The 14230-nt window shown below is 72.4% G+C and carries 13 protein-coding genes; 8 read left to right on the forward strand and 5 right to left on the reverse strand.

Going from position 1 to position 14230, the window contains the following annotated elements; genetic code table 11:
- Positions 1–2 precede the first annotated feature (2 nt).
- The 7 genes from OG823_RS03145 (at position 3) to OG823_RS03175 (ending at position 7745) form a co-directional block, all read left to right on the forward strand.
- Complete coding sequence (locus tag OG823_RS03145) at positions 3–707, forward strand: succinate dehydrogenase cytochrome b subunit (protein ID WP_371477289.1); 705 nt, start codon at positions 3–5, stop codon at positions 705–707.
- On the forward strand, positions 704–2668 hold the full coding sequence (locus tag OG823_RS03150) for a fumarate reductase/succinate dehydrogenase flavoprotein subunit (protein WP_371477290.1): 1965 nt from the start codon (positions 704–706) through the stop codon (positions 2666–2668). Before OG823_RS03145 ends, OG823_RS03150 begins: the two co-directional genes overlap by 4 nt.
- Positions 2665–3399: a succinate dehydrogenase/fumarate reductase iron-sulfur subunit gene (locus OG823_RS03155; protein ID WP_371477292.1), complete on the forward strand. Its 735-nt coding sequence runs from the start codon at positions 2665–2667 to the stop codon at positions 3397–3399. The genes OG823_RS03150 and OG823_RS03155 overlap by 4 nt, the downstream gene beginning before the upstream one ends.
- Before the next feature lie 314 nt (positions 3400–3713).
- Positions 3714–4289, forward strand: a complete 576-nt coding sequence (locus OG823_RS03160) for a dihydrofolate reductase family protein (protein ID WP_371477293.1) — start codon at positions 3714–3716, stop codon at positions 4287–4289.
- Positions 4290–4375: 86 nt separating this feature from the next.
- Entirely contained in the window at positions 4376–4618 is a 243-nt protein-coding gene (locus OG823_RS03165) for a hypothetical protein (protein WP_371477294.1), read from the forward strand.
- 329 nt (positions 4619–4947) lie between these two features.
- Positions 4948–5247, forward strand: coding sequence for a putative quinol monooxygenase (locus OG823_RS03170; RefSeq protein WP_371477295.1), 300 nt, complete (start codon positions 4948–4950; stop codon positions 5245–5247).
- 344 nt (positions 5248–5591) lie between these two features.
- Positions 5592–7745, forward strand: a complete 2154-nt coding sequence (locus OG823_RS03175; RefSeq protein ID WP_371477296.1) for a restriction endonuclease — start codon at positions 5592–5594, stop codon at positions 7743–7745.
- A gap of 82 nt (positions 7746–7827) precedes the next feature.
- Here the strand turns inward: OG823_RS03175 and OG823_RS03180 are convergent, their stop codons facing one another.
- Together OG823_RS03180 and OG823_RS03185 are read right to left on the reverse strand one after the other, a co-directional pair.
- A complete protein-coding gene (locus OG823_RS03180) occupies positions 7828–8475 on the reverse strand; it encodes an HNH endonuclease family protein (protein ID WP_371477297.1) in 648 nt (215 codons plus the stop codon).
- A gap of 341 nt (positions 8476–8816) precedes the next feature.
- Positions 8817–9290, reverse strand: a complete 474-nt coding sequence (locus OG823_RS03185) for a winged helix-turn-helix transcriptional regulator (protein ID WP_371477299.1) — start codon at positions 9288–9290, stop codon at positions 8817–8819.
- 88 nt (positions 9291–9378) lie between these two features.
- Between OG823_RS03185 and OG823_RS03190 the strand changes: the two genes are divergently transcribed.
- The gene (locus tag OG823_RS03190; RefSeq protein ID WP_371477301.1) at positions 9379–10215 is read left to right on the forward strand and encodes an enoyl-CoA hydratase/isomerase family protein; all 837 of its coding nucleotides are present in this window, start codon (positions 9379–9381) and stop codon (positions 10213–10215) included.
- Positions 10216–10418: 203 nt separating this feature from the next.
- Here the strand turns inward: OG823_RS03190 and efeU are convergent, their stop codons facing one another.
- From efeU to efeO, 3 genes are all read right to left on the reverse strand, one after another.
- On the reverse strand, positions 10419–11312 hold the full coding sequence (efeU, locus tag OG823_RS03195; RefSeq protein WP_371477303.1) for an iron uptake transporter permease EfeU: 894 nt from the start codon (positions 11310–11312) through the stop codon (positions 10419–10421).
- 58 nt (positions 11313–11370) lie between these two features.
- Positions 11371–12684 (reverse strand): iron uptake transporter deferrochelatase/peroxidase subunit, encoded by a 1314-nt coding sequence (gene efeB / locus OG823_RS03200; RefSeq protein WP_371477304.1) that lies wholly within the window; start codon positions 12682–12684, stop codon positions 11371–11373.
- A gap of 129 nt (positions 12685–12813) precedes the next feature.
- A complete protein-coding gene (efeO, locus tag OG823_RS03205) occupies positions 12814–13950 on the reverse strand; it encodes an iron uptake system protein EfeO (RefSeq protein ID WP_371477305.1) in 1137 nt (378 codons plus the stop codon).
- Positions 13951–14230 lie beyond the last annotated feature (280 nt).

The following is a 14230-nucleotide window of genomic DNA, read 5'->3' on the forward strand; positions in this document are numbered from 1 at the left end:
CCATGGCACTGGCGACTCGGACGGGCCGTAAACCGTCCACCCTCACGACCCTGTGGCGGTCGACCGTCGGCAAGAAGGCGGTCATGGCCGTCAGCGGACTGGTCATGCTGCTCTACCTGGTCTTCCACATGCTCGGGAACCTCAAGGTCTTCTTCGGTCCGGACGACATCAACGGGTACGCGGCGTGGCTGCGCACCCTCGGACAGCCCTTCCTCGGGCACGGCTGGTTCCTCTGGATCGCCCGGGTGGCGCTGCTCGCCGCGGTGGTGCTGCACGCCGTCGCGGCGTACCAGCTGAGCCGGCGCGACCTCGCCGCCCGCCCGAGCCGATACGTGCACCGGCGACGGCGGGCGAGCTACGCGACCCGCACGATGCGGTGGGGCGGGATCATCCTGGCGCTGTTCATCGTCTGGCACATCCTCGACCTGACCACCCTCACCGTGAACCCGCGCGCCGAGGAGGGGCACCCGTACCAGAACATCGTGGCCTCCTTCTCGCACTGGTACAGCGCCGTCTTCTACATCCTCGCGATGCTGGCGCTCGGGCTGCACATCCGGCACGGCTTCTGGAGCGCGGCGCAGACCCTGGGCGCCAACAACGCCCGCCGGGACCGCGTGTTGAAGGCGATCGCCAACGGCCTGGCGCTCGTGCTGACCGCCGGCTTCCTGTCCGTACCCGTGGCCGTCCTGACCGGAGTGGTGAGTTGAGCACCCAGAACGCCCCCGCCGACTACAGCGACTACCGGGTCGGCGCGCCCGTCACCGACACCCGCGCCCCCGCCGGGCCGATCGAACAACGGTGGGACCAGCGGCGGTTCGAGGCGAAGCTGGTCAACCCGGCGAACCGGCGCAAGCACACCGTGATCGTGGTCGGCACCGGGCTCGCGGGCGGCGCGGCCGGTGCGACGCTGGCCGAACAGGGCTACCACGTGGTGCAGTTCTGCTTCCAGGACTCCCCGCGCCGGGCCCACTCGATCGCCGCGCAGGGCGGCATCAACGCGGCCAAGAACTACCGCAACGACGGGGACTCGGTCCGCCGGCTGTTCTACGACACCGTCAAGGGCGGCGACTTCCGGGCCCGCGAGTCCAACGTGCACCGCCTGGCGCAGGTCTCGGTGGAGATCATCGACCAGTGCGTCGCGCAGGGCGTCCCGTTCGCCCGCGAGTACGGCGGCCTGCTGGACACCCGGTCCTTCGGCGGCGTCCAGGTCTCCCGGACCTTCTACGCCCGGGGTCAGACCGGGCAGCAACTCCTGCTCGGCGCCTACCAGGCGCTGTCGCGGCAGATCGCGGCCGGCACGGTGGAGATGCACCCGCGCACCGAGATGCTGGATCTGATCGTGATCGACGGACGGGCCCGCGGCATCGTCGCCCGCGATCTCGTCACCGGCCGGATCTCGGCCTACACCGCCGACGCGGTGGTGCTGGCAAGCGGTGGGTACGGCAACGTCTTCTACCTCTCCACCAACGCCAAGAACTCCAACACGACGGCGATCTGGCGGGCCCACCGCCGGGGTGCCCACTTCGCCAACCCGTGCTTCACCCAGATCCACCCGACCTGCATCCCGCGCAGCGGCGACCACCAGTCGAAGCTGACTCTGATGAGCGAGTCCCTGCGCAACGACGGCAGGATCTGGGTCCCGAAGGCCGAGGGCGACACCAGGCCGCCGGCCGAGATCCCCGAGCACGAACGGGACTACTACCTGGAGCGGATCTACCCCTCCTTCGGCAACCTGGTGCCGCGCGACATCGCCTCGCGGGCCGCCAAGAACGTCTGCGACGAGGGCCGCGGCGTCGGCCCCGGCGGCCAGGGCGTCTATCTGGACTTCGCCGACGCCATCGCCCGGCTCGGCCGCGACCAGGTCGAGGCGAGGTACGGGAACCTCTTCGAGATGTACGAGCGGATCACCGCCGAGGACCCGTACCGGGTGCCGATGCGGATCTACCCCGCGATCCACTACACCATGGGCGGGCTCTGGGTCGACTACGACCTGCAGACCAGCCTGCCGGGGCTGTTCGCGATCGGCGAGGCCAACTTCTCCGACCACGGCGCCAACCGGCTGGGCGCCAGTGCACTCATGCAGGGCCTGGCCGACGGGTACTTCGTGCTCCCCGCCACCCTCAACGACTACCTGGCGCGAAGCGGCGCGAAGCCCGTACCGGCCGACGCACCGGAGATCGCGGAGGCCACCGCCGAGGTGACCGACCGGCTCGAACTCATCCTCGCGGTGAACGGCGACCGCACCCCGGACTCCTTCCACCGCGAGCTGGGTGAACTCCTCTGGGAGGAGTGCGGGATGGCCCGCGACGAGGCGGGGCTGCGGCGCGCGCTGGAGCGGATCCCGCAGCTGCGCGAGGAGTTCTGGCGCCGGATCAAGGTGCCCGGCACCGGCCAGGAGCTCAACCAGTCGCTGGAGAAGGCCAACCGGATGGTCGACTACTTCGAGCTCGCCGAACTGATGTGCCTGGACGCCCTGCACCGAACCGAGTCCTGCGGCGGACACTTCCGCGAGGAGAGCCGTACACCCGAGGGCGAGGCGGCCCGCAAGGACGAGGAGTTCTCCTACGCCGCCGCCTGGGAGTTCACCGGAACCGGCCTACCGCCCGTGCTCCACCGCGAGTACCTGGAGTTCGAACACGTCCACCCCACCCAGCGGAGCTACGCATGAACCTCACCCTGCGGATCTGGCGCCAGGCGGGCCCCGAGGCCGCCGGCTCGATGACCACCTACCAGGTCACCGGCATCAGCCCGGACATGTCCTTCCTGGAGATGCTGGACACCCTCAACGAGGAGCTGATCCTGCGCGGCGACACCCCGGTCGCCTTCGACCACGACTGCCGCGAGGGCATCTGCGGGGCCTGCGGCATGGTCATCAACGGCCAGGCGCACGGCCCCGAGCGCACCACCACCTGCCAGCTGCACATGCGGCACTTCCGGGACGGCGACACCATCGACGTCGAGCCGTGGCGCGCCGCCGCCTTCCCGGTGGTCAAGGACCTGGTGGTGGACCGCTCCGCGTTCGACCGGATCATCGGCTCCGGCGGCTACATCACCGCCCCCACCGGCAGCGCACCCGAGGCGCACGCGACCCCCGTCCCCAAGGAGGCCGCCGACACCGCCTTCGAACACGCCGAGTGCATCGGCTGCGGTGCCTGTGTGGCGGCCTGTCCGAACGGCTCCGCGATGCTCTTCACCTCCGCCAAGGTGGTGCACCTCAACATCCTGCCGCAGGGCGCGCCCGAGCGCGCCGACCGGGTCCGCTCGATGGTCGCCCGGATGGACGACGAGGGCTTCGGCGGCTGCACCAACACCGGCGAGTGCGCCACGGCCTGCCCGAAGGGCATCCCGCTGCCGAGCATCGCGGCGATGAACCGGGAGTTCCTGCGCAGCCTCGGGTGACCGGGCGCTCCGTCCCGGCTCCGGAGGCCGGGTTCCTCGCCGGGTGGGAGCGGACTCGCCGACGGGTCGGCGTTCGCGGGTCGGCTGGTCGGCGTTCGCTGGTCGGCTGGTCGGCTGGTCGACGTTCGCGGATCGGCGGGTCATGAGGTCGATCATCGCGAGGGAACACGGGACGGTCGGCGGCGACCCGGCCGGCAGCCGACGATCTTCGCGTGGGACGGGGAGATCCGAGGGAATCCCCGCGAGCCGGGACGAGTCCCGCGGCGATCGGCGGCCGACGGCCGTAGGGTCGGACCTGTTCCCGAGGAGGACTTATGCGCAGCGTGACCTACTCGATGGGTGTCTCCCTCGACGGCTTCATCGTCGGGCCGAACGGCAGATTCGACTGGACGGCGCCCGACGAGGAGGTCCTCCGTTTCGTCACCGACGAGATCCGGGGGATCGGCGTCTACCTGCTGGGACGACGGCTGTACGAGACGATGCTGTACTGGGAGACCGCCGATCAGGATCCGTCGCTCGACGACTCGATGCTCGAATGGGCGGCGGTCTGGAACCCGCTCCCGAAGGTGGTGTTCTCCAGCACGCTGTCGACGGTGCAGGGCGAGGCCCGCCTGGCCGTCGGTGGTCCGGCGGAGGAGATCGAGCGGTTGCGGGCCGAGCCGGGGCAGGGCGACATCGCGATCGGCGGTGCGACGCTCGCCGCCGAGGCGGCCGCGTCCGGTCTGATCGACGAGTACCGGGCCAGGGTCTACCCGGTGCTGGTCGGCGGTGGCACGCCGTTCTATCCCCAGCACGAGCGCCGGGTGGATCTCGAACTCGTCGAGACCCGCACGTTCAGCTCAGGAGTCGTCCACCTCCGCCACCGCGTGGCGCGCCGGGCCGTGCGCTAGACGTCGCCGATGCGCGGGCAGGTGAGCGACGACGCCGCTCGGACGGCCGCCGCGCTGACCGCAGCACCACCTTCCCGGTGACGGCGGTGACGCTCAGGCCGAAGCAGATCGCGAACGCCGGTAGGGAGTACAGCGACGTCAACACCGAGGTGTCCGCGTCCGGCCGGCGCGTCTGCGGCGTGACCGGCACGACGGCCCAGGTGATCCTTCCCGACGAGACGCAGGCCAAGCAGGTCAAGGTGACCGGCGGGGTCGACCACGGCACGCTGAACATCTGCGACAGGCCCACCGTCCAGCCGTTCCAGGGCGTCCCGGGCGCCAACGGCTGAGCTCGCGGAGGGCGGCCGCCTCCCGCCCGGTCCCGGCCGCGCGGATCGGACGGACGGCGAGGACTGACAGCGAGGACGGGACCGGCCGACGGCGGACCGCAAGGACGGCACCGGTGGGGACGAGGCCGGTAAGGACGGGCCCGGCGAACGCCGAGGACCGCACCGGCGGCCGCGGGGCCGTTCCGGTGGTTGTCGGCCGCCGGCGGCATGTCCGCCGGAGCGGGCTCCCGGCTCCGTGGTGGGCTGGTGCGGTTCACCGCCGCACCGACGCGTTCATCCGCAGGAGCGGGTGCCGGAGCTGGCTCACCACGAGACCGGGAGAGAACCGAATGTCCGACGTCGCACTGCTCGCCAGGATCGAAGCCAAGCCGGAGTACGCCGACACCGTGGCCGCGATGCTCCGGGACGCGGTGGATCTGGCCCGGCAGGAGAGCGGAACCATCACCTGGTTCGCGTTCCGCGAGGACGCCACCACCTTCGGTATCTTCGACACCTTCGCCGACGACCAGGGCCGCGACGCCCATCTCCAGGGCCGGATCGCCCAGGCCCTGATGGCCGTCGCGACCAGCCACCTGGCCTCGCCGCCCGACATCCGCAAGGTCGGCGTCCTGGCGAGCAAGCTTCCCTGACGCCCGACCGGCCCCGGTATCGGCCGGCCCCGGTATCGGCCGGCCCCGGTCCCGACCGCCCCGCCACCGGCCGGGCCCGCCCCGGGGCCGGAGCGACGCCACCGAACCCGGCAGCGGCGCCCCCGGTCTCCTTCGCCCACGAAGGGGCGGTGCCCCGCCGGTCACGTACACCCCGGCCACGGACCGGATCACGCCGTCACGCCGTCAGCCGGCGGCGCCCCCGCGGCGGCGCGGGCCGCGACTTGGCCGATTCACCCGTCCACGTTCTATTCTGTCCCGCGCGGCCAGTGCGCGGCCGGGCGGCCGACGGGGGCGAGGGGCGGCCGTGGACCGAAGGGGTGGACGTGGCGGGGCGGCGGAACAGCGGAGTGCTGGCGGTCTGGGCGGAGGCGCAGCGACAGCAGCAGCGCCGCGAGGAGGCCCGATGGCGGGCGCAGGCCGCCGAACAGCGCCGGCAGGAGCGCGAGTCGCGGGAGGCGCAGCGGACGGCCGCCCGCGGTGAGCGGGAGGAACTGAAGGCGTACCAGCAGTCCCGGGAGGCCGAGGTGGCCCGCCGGACGGCTGAACTCGACTCCCGGGTGGTGGAGTTGCGAGAGGTGCTGCGCTCCGGCCTGGAGCAGCCGGCGTTCCGTCCGACGGCGCTGCTGGATTCCCGTACGCCGCCGCCGTTCGAGCCCGGCCGGCTCGGGGTACCCGTCCCGATGCCCGACCAGGCGGCGTACCACGTCCAACCGCCGACCGCCGCCCAGGCCGTCGACCCGGCGATCCGGCGCCAGTACGAGGCCTACCTCGCGCAGGCGCGGACCCGCTTCGAGCAGGACTGGTACCGGGCGCAGGCGGCCGAGGCGGAGCGGCAGCGCCAGCTCGCCGAGTACCACGGGCAGTACCTGGCCTGGGTGGCGGACCACCGCCGGCAGGACGACGAACGTACCGCCGGTACCAGGGAGTTGCTGGATCGCCTGCGCCGGGGTGAGGCGGAGGCGGTGCAGGAGTACTTCACGGCGGTGCTCTACGCGTCCGCGCGGTGGCCGGAGGGCTTCCCGCACAATCTGGTGGCGGCCTGGGAGGCGTCGAGCCGGCAGCTGGTGGTGAACTGGGAGCTGCCGGGCGCCGACGTGGTACCGGCGAGCTCCCGGGTGCGGTACGTCAAGTCGGACGACCGCGAGGCGGAGGTGGCACGGCCGGCGGCCGAGCGCAGGACGCTGTACCGGGAGGTGCTGGCACAGAGCGGCCTGCGGGTGGTCACCGAGCTGTTCCGGGCGGACGCCGACGGGTTGTTGGCGTCGGTCGTGCTGAACGGTTTCGTGCACGGCATCGATCCGGCGACCGGACGCGAGGCGGAGCGCTTCCTGCTGACCGTCACGGTGTCGCGGGCGGAGTTCTCGGCGCTCTCACTGGACCGGGTGGCGGCCGTGGAGTGCCTGCAGGGCCTCGGCGGGAAGCTCTCGGCCCGCCCGGAGCGGCTGGACGAGGTGAAGCCGGACCGGCTGCCCGAGACGGTCGGCGTCAGTCTGGCGGGGCAGGGCGGCGAGGACGAGCCGGACCTCTTCGAGATGGATCCGATCGAGTTCGAGGAGCTGATCGCCGAGCTGTTCCGGGCGCGCGGCTACCGGGTGATGACGACGGCCCGCAGCGGCGACGCCGGGGTGGACGTGGTCGCCGACGACCTGGATCCGGTGACGGGCGGCCGGATCGTCATCCAGGCCAAGCGCTACCGCTCGACGGTCTCCCCCACGGCCGTCCGGGATCTGCACAGCACGGTGCAGCACCACGGCGCGATCAAGGGCATCCTGGTCACGACCGCGGGCTTCGGGCCCGGCTCGTACGACTACATCGCCAACAAGCCGCTCAGCCTGGTGAGCGGACCGGAGCTGGTCGAGCTGCTCGCCGAGCACGGGCTGCGCGGGCGGCTCGGTCCGGCCCCGCGGGCCGCGGCGGCCGCGCCGGAGGCCGGGTCCGTCGGGGCCGCTGCCGCGCCGGGCGCCGCGGGGCGGCTGGAGATCAGCTGGCAGAGCCGGACGGTGGCCGGGGACGCGGTCGAGCTGGACGTGTCGGCCTTCCTCTGCGCGGCCGGCCGGGTGCTGAGCGACGAGCACTTCGTCTTCTTCAACAATCCGCAGGACCCGGACGGCGCCGTGCAGTTGCACCCGACCCGCTCGGTGGCCGGGCAGCCGGCCCGGGGTGCGGCGCTGAGCGTCGACCTGGCCCGGATCGCGGCGGGCGTGGACGAGGTGGTGATCGCCGTCTCGACCGAGGAGGAGGCGGCGCCGGCCCTGCCACTGGGGTACGTGCACGGGCTCACGGTGCGGGCGGCGCTCGGGGCCGGGGCGAGCGGTCCGGACGCCTGGGAGGGCGCCACAGCCGGGATCCCGGACAGTGCGATGGCGATCGGCTCGATCCGCCGCTCGGGCGGCGGCTGGCACTTCGAGGCCGCGCCCTGCCCGGTGCGCGGCGGGCTGGCGGGCCTGGCCGCCCGGTGGGGCGTCTCGGTGGAGTGACGCGCCCCGGGTTGGAGCGTCTCGGTCGAGCGACGCGACCCGGGTGGGGCGGCCGGAGCCGGAGCCCCACCCGGGCGCGGGGTCAGCAGCCGCTGAGCAGCGAGGTGAGGGCGCTCTTCTCGGCGCTGTCGACGGTCAGGCCGTAGTAGTACTTCACCTGCACCCAGGCACGGCTGTAGGTGCACCGGTACGAGGTCTGCGGCAGCCAGTTGGCCGGGTCCTGGTCGCCCTTGCTGCGGTTGGAGGAGGCCGACACGGCGATCAGCTGGGGGCGGGTCAGGTCGTTGGCGAAGGCCTGCCGCTGCGCGGTGGTCCACGCCCAGGCGCCGGAGCGCCACGCCTCGGCAAGCGGGACGAGGTGGTCGATGTCGAAGCCCGACGCGGTGGTGGTGGTCGCATTGTCGTAGGCGGAGGTCCAACTGCCGCTGACGGCCGCACAGGCGGAGCTGGTGACCACGTTGCTGCCGTCGCGCTTCAGCACGGTCTCGCGGGTGTCGCAGGTGCCGGAGATGGTGATCCAGTGCGGGAACAGCGTCCGGTCGTACGTGGTGGTGTGGGAGTCGGCAGCCACGGTGAGGGCGGCCAGGTAGGTGCGGGCGGTCGCGGCCGACACGGGCGTCGGAAGGGCGGCCTGCGCGCTGCCGGCGCCGGTCAGCAGGGTGGTGGCGGCGAGCAGGAGGGCGCCGAGGGCGGCCACCAGGGCACGGCGGAGCGAGCGTATCGCGGGCATGCGGAACTCCAGGGGGTGCGGCAGGACATGCTGAGGAGCCCGGGCTCAGGCACCGCCCGGGTGAACAACCAGCTTGCCGCTTCAGGGGTTTACGCGGGTAGACCCTGGAGGTTAACTTTTGACCGCTCCTCAACAATGAAGTGTGTGGGAGGCGGTGGGCATCCGGCCCCCGGCGGTTCCGGCCCACGGCCGGGGGCGCGCCGCTTTCCCGGCCGACGGGACGGCCGGCGGCACGACCGGCGGCGCGACCGGCGGGACGGCCGGCGGGACGGCCGGCGAGGCGGCCGGCGAGGCGGCCGGCGAGGCGGCCGGCGAGGCGGCCGGCGAGGCGGCCGGCGGCGTCAGTCCCCGGTCGGCCGGGTGCGCAGCGAACCACCCGGTAGCACCGCGACGTCCGACGGCGCGCACACCTCGGAGTCGTCCGTGACGACGGCGGCGACCACGGGCCGGCCCGACCTGCGGTCCACCAGCCGGACCGGCGGCCCGTCACTGTCGGCGAGGTAGCGGTCCCCCCACTGCATGAGCCCGACCATCACGGGGTAGAGCCCCCAGGCCTTCTCGGTGGGCAGGTACTCGTACCGTTCGCGCCCGGCGCCCTCGCGGTAGGGCACCCGGTCGAGCAGGCCGTCGTCCACCATCTCGTTCAGGCGCCGGCTCAGCACCGAACGCGAGACCCCCAGGTGCTGCTGGAGGTCCTCGAAGCGCCGTACGTCGTTGAACGCCTCCCGGAGCACGGCCATCGCCCACTGCTTGCCGATGACGTCGAGCGCCCGGAGCACCGAGCAGTTTCCCAGGTCGACCGTCGTCCATTCCACGAACGGAGTCTAGCCCGCTTGAGTTCGGATCGAGAACTCAGCTACGGTCTGAGTTCTCATCAAGAACCCTGCCGAGGAGAACTTCCGCATGTCCTACGACGGATACCGCACGCTCGACGTCCGACTGGACGACGGGGTCGCCTTCGTGACGATCGACCACCCGCCGTTCAACCTCCTCGACCGGCACCTCGCCGCCGACCTCGACCGGCTGCACGGCGCCCTGAGCGAGGACGCGAGCGTGCGGGTCGTGGTCGTCGGGAGCGCCGATCCGGACTTCTTCCTCGCCCACGGCGACATGACCCTCGCCCTCGATCCGGGCCTGGTCGAGCAACTGGCACTGGCGGCCCCCGGAGCGCTCACCCCCGGGCAGGACCTGCACGAGCGGTTCCGCACCCTGCCGCAGATCACCATCGGCAAGCTGGCCGGCCGCGCACGCGGCGGCGGCGCCGAGTTCCTGCTCGCCCTCGACATGCGCTTCGCCGCCGTCGGGCGGGCCCGGCTCGGACTCCCGGAGGTCAGCCTGGGAATGATCCCCGGCGGAGGCGGCACCCAGTACCTGCCCCGGCTGACGGGCCGGGCCCGCGCGCTGGAGATCATCCTCGGCTCGGAGGGTTTCGACGCCGAGACGGCCGAGCGCTACGGCTGGGTCAACCGGGCCCTGCCCGCCGACGAGCTGGACGGGTTCGTGGAGCGCCTGGCACTGCGGATCGCCCGCTACCCCGCCGCCGCGCTCCGGGCGGCCAAGCTGGCCGTCGAGGCCTCGGAACTGCCCCTGCGCGAGGGCCTGATGGTCGAGAGCGGGTTGATCCAGCAGGTGTTCTCCGCTCCGGAGACCACCCGGCTGGTCCGGGACGCCCTCGCCGCCGGGGCCCAGACCAGGGCGGGCGAGCTGGAGCTGGAGGGACTGCTCGCCGCCAGCCGGTAGCCCGCCACCCGGGACGCCGAGGACACGCCGGGACCGCAGGCCATACGGACCGGCCGGACCGGGCGGGCGGGGCGGGCGGGGCGGCCCGCCTGGTCCGCCGGGACCGCCGGGACCGCCGGGACCGGCCGGTGTCCGGCACCGAACGCGACGCGCCCCGCACGGCGGTGGGCCGGGCGGGGCGCGGAGCGCGAGCTGCGGGAGCGTCAGGCGGTGGACTCCGCCGAGCCGGCGCCCTTCGCGCCGCTCTGGCCGGTTGCCCTCGGCGCACCGGAGGCGGCCGGGGCACCAGGACCGGAGGTCCGGCTGAAGAGGCCGAGGAAGAGGATCAACGTCGGGACCAGGTACGCGGCCCAGACCACGAGCTGGAACACCGTCGGGTCGGGCTGGAAGTTGAACACTCCCTTGAGCAGCGTTCCGTACCAGCTGTCCTTGGGGATGGTGCTGCTGATGTCGAAGGCCTGGCTGTGCAGGCCGGGCAGCCAGCCGGCCTCCTGCAGGTCGTGCACCCCGTACGCGAGCACACCGGCGGCGACCACGACCAGCATCGCGCCGGTCCAGGTGAAGAACTTGGCGAGGTTGATCTTCAGGGCGCCCCGGTAGAACAGCCAGCCGAGCACCACGGAGGTCAGCAGCCCGAGGGACGCGCCGATCAGCGGGTTGTAGCCGTCGCCGGTGGCCTGGACGGCGGACCAGATGAACAGCGCGGTCTCCAGGCCCTCCCGGCCGACCGCCAGGAACGCCGTGGTCACCAGGGCGAAGGTACCCATCGCGATCGCCGCGTCCAGCTTGCCGTGCAGCTCGCTCTTCAGGTGCCGCGCGGTGCGGCGCATCCAGAAGACCATCCAGGTGACCAGGCCGACCGCGATGATCGACAGCGACCCGCCGAGCGCCTCCTGGGCCTCGAAGGACATCTGGCTGGAGCCGAACTGCAGGACGGCGCCGAACGCCATGCTGAGCACCACCGCCGCCGCGATGCCCGTCCACACCGGAGCGAGCTTCTCCCGGCGTCCCGTCTTCACCAGGTAGGCGATCAGGATGCAGACGACGAGGCTCGCTTCGAGGCCCTCACGCAGACCGATCAGATAGTTGCCGAACACGGGGTGCTCCTGTGGGGTGGGGAGGTGGTACGGGCGGGGAGGGGGGCCTGGCGCCGGCTCAGCCGAACAGGGCCTGCCCCCACCACTCGCCGGGCTTGCGGACGCCGGCCGGGCAGGCGAAGTGGGCCGAGCCGACGTGCTGGATGTACTCGTTCAGCTTGTCACTGGCCGCGAGCCGGTTCTGCAGCGGGACGAACGCCTTGCGGGTGTCACGCTGGTAGGCGAGGAAGAACAGACCGGCGTCGAGCCGGCCGAGGCCGTCGGTGCCGTCGGTGAAGGAGAAGCCGCGGCGCAGGATCATCAGACCGTTGTTGGAGTCCGGGTGCGCCAGGCGCACGTGCGAGCCCGCCGGCATGGCCTTGAGATCCGGGGCGTCGCGCTCCTTGGCCTTGCCGTACGGCGCGCCCTCGCCCTTGTTCCGGCCGAAGACGTCCTCCTGCTCCTTGAGCGAGGTGCGGTCCCAGGTCTCGATGTGCATCCGGATCCGGCGGGCGACCAGGTACGAGCCGCCGGTCATCCACTCCGGGCCGTCCCCGGGGGCGGCCCAGACGTGGTCGGCGAGCGCCGCCGTGTCGGTGCCGGCGATGTTGTGGGTGCCGTCCTTGAAGCCCATCAGGTTGCGCGGGGTCTGCGCGTCCGGCGTGGTGGAGGAGGTCTTGCCGAAGCCGAGCTGGGACCAGCGGATGCTCGCGGTGCCCATCGCGATCCGGGCCAGGTTGCGGATCGCGTGCACGGCCACCTGCGGGTCGTCGGCGCAGGCCTGGATGCAGATGTCGCCGCCGCTGCGGGTCGGGTCGAGGTTGTCGTGCGGGAACTTCGGCAGGTCGATCAGCGCGTCCGGGCGCTTGGCCTTGAGGCCGAAGCGGTCCACGAGTTGTCCGTCCGGGGTGGACGTCTCGAACAGCGAGGGGCCGAAGCCGATGGTGAGGCTGAGCCGGGAGGCGGGCAGGCCGAGCGCCTCGCCGGTGTCGTCCGGCGGGGCCTCGGGCAGGCCGGTCGCCGCGCCGGTGCCGACCTCGCGGCCACCGGTCATCGCGGCCGCCGCCTTGGTCCAGTCCTTCAGCATCTTCACCAGGGCGTCGCGGTCCGTGGTGGAGACGTCGAACGCCGCGAAGTGCAGGCGGTCCTGGACCGGCGTCGCGATACCGGACTGGTGGTCGCCGTAGAAGGGGATCTCCGCTGCCCCCGGGGCGGCGGGCGCGGGGGCGCCCTTGTCGTCCATCGTGGCGGCCGCGACGGTGCCGACACCGGCGGCACCGATCGCCACGCCGGCGCCGGCCCAGCCGATCACGGCCCGCCGGCTGAGCCCGGCGGACGGTACGGTCTGCGGCCCGGTCGACTGCTCGGTCGGCTGCTCGCGCTCGGCATCCATGGAGACGGCCCTTCTCTGTGCTGACTCACGTGTGCCGTGGCGACCGCTGGGGCCGCCACGGCGTGGTGGTGGAGGGTGGTTCGGCAGGAGTCCCGCCGCGACGCCGAAGCGTCGCGGCGGTTGGCGGGACTACTTGACGACGACCGCGGCGGCGAGCTTGGAGAGCGGCTCGGCCAGCGCGTTCACGGCGTCCGAGAAGGTCTTGCGGTCCGCCTCGCCGACCGTGTCGTAGGAGACGTAGGCCTCGCCCTGCTTGTACTTGGCGAGCAGCGTCTTCAGGTCGGCGAACTCGGTGTCCAGGCTCTTGGAGAGCTCCGCGTCCTTCTCCGCCGCGACGGGCTTGAGCAGCTCGTAGGCGTACTCGGCCCCCTCGACGTTCGCCGCGAAGTCGGAGAGGTCGGTGTGGCTGTAGCGGTCCTCCTCGCCGGTGACCTTGCCGGTCGCGACCTCGTCCAGCAGCTCCTTGGCACCGTTCGCCATGCTGGTGGCGGTGATGTCGGCGGTGCCGACCCGGGTCTGCCAGTCCTTCAGGTCGGTGACGAGCTGGTCGGCGAGCTTCTTCTCGTTGTCGCCGATGGTGTTGTCGGCCCAGAGGGACTTCTCCAGCTTGTGCCAGCCGGTCCACTCCTGGCCGGCCTCCAGGCCGTCCTCACGGGTGTCGGTCTTGGGGTCGATGTCACCGAAGCTCTCGGCCACCGGCTCGGTGCGCTCCCAGCCGACCCGGGAGGCGGCGAAGAGCGACTTGGCCTTCACGGTGTCCCCGGCCTTGATCGCGTCGGCGAACTGCTGCACGACCGGAATGGTGGCGTCGGCCTGCTCCTGGGCGTACTTGCGGTACGAGGCCACGGCCGCGTCCAGACGCGGGTCGCCCTTGGCCGGCGCACCCTCGCCGGTCACGGTGATCTTCTGGCGGATGCCGTCACCGGTCATACCCGGCTTGCAGGCGACCTCGTAGTCGCCGGCCTTGATCTCGGCGGCGATGGCGGCCTTGGTGCCGGGACCGATGTTCTCGCGCTCGGTGACGATCTTGTCGCCCGGGGCGTACACGTAGACCTCGGTCGCCTTCGAGCCCTTGTTGTGCACCTCGAGACTCACGTGCCCGGCCGGGAAGGAGGTCTTCGACAGCTCGCAGGCGGAGTCGGAGGCGTTCACCTGGATGGCGTCGGCGGAGGCCGTGTCGTCCTTCTTCTGCGAGCAGCCGGTCAGCACCACGGCGGCGACAGCGAGGGTGAGCAGCGAGGCTGCGGTCGAACGACGGGCGGACATGAAAACTCCACGGGAAGGGCCGGCGTGCACGAGGGCAGGACGATGCATGAGCGAGTGGACCGGCGACGCCGACCCCCCACTCACTTAGCTAAGGCATACCTTAGAGAATTCTGTTTTGACCGTCTACACCACCCCCCTCCCAGGCGCCCCGGCGACACGCCGCGGGGGCGGACGGCGTGCCCGGCGGTCCGCCCCCGCGCTCCCGTACGCGTCGTCAGAACGCGGGCGGCGCACCGCCCGACGGCACTGCCCGGCACACGCGGCGCATCCCCGGACGGCG

Origin of the sequence: Kitasatospora sp. NBC_00315 (assembly GCF_041435095.1) — a bacterium.
GTDB lineage: Bacteria > Actinomycetota > Actinomycetes > Streptomycetales > Streptomycetaceae > Kitasatospora.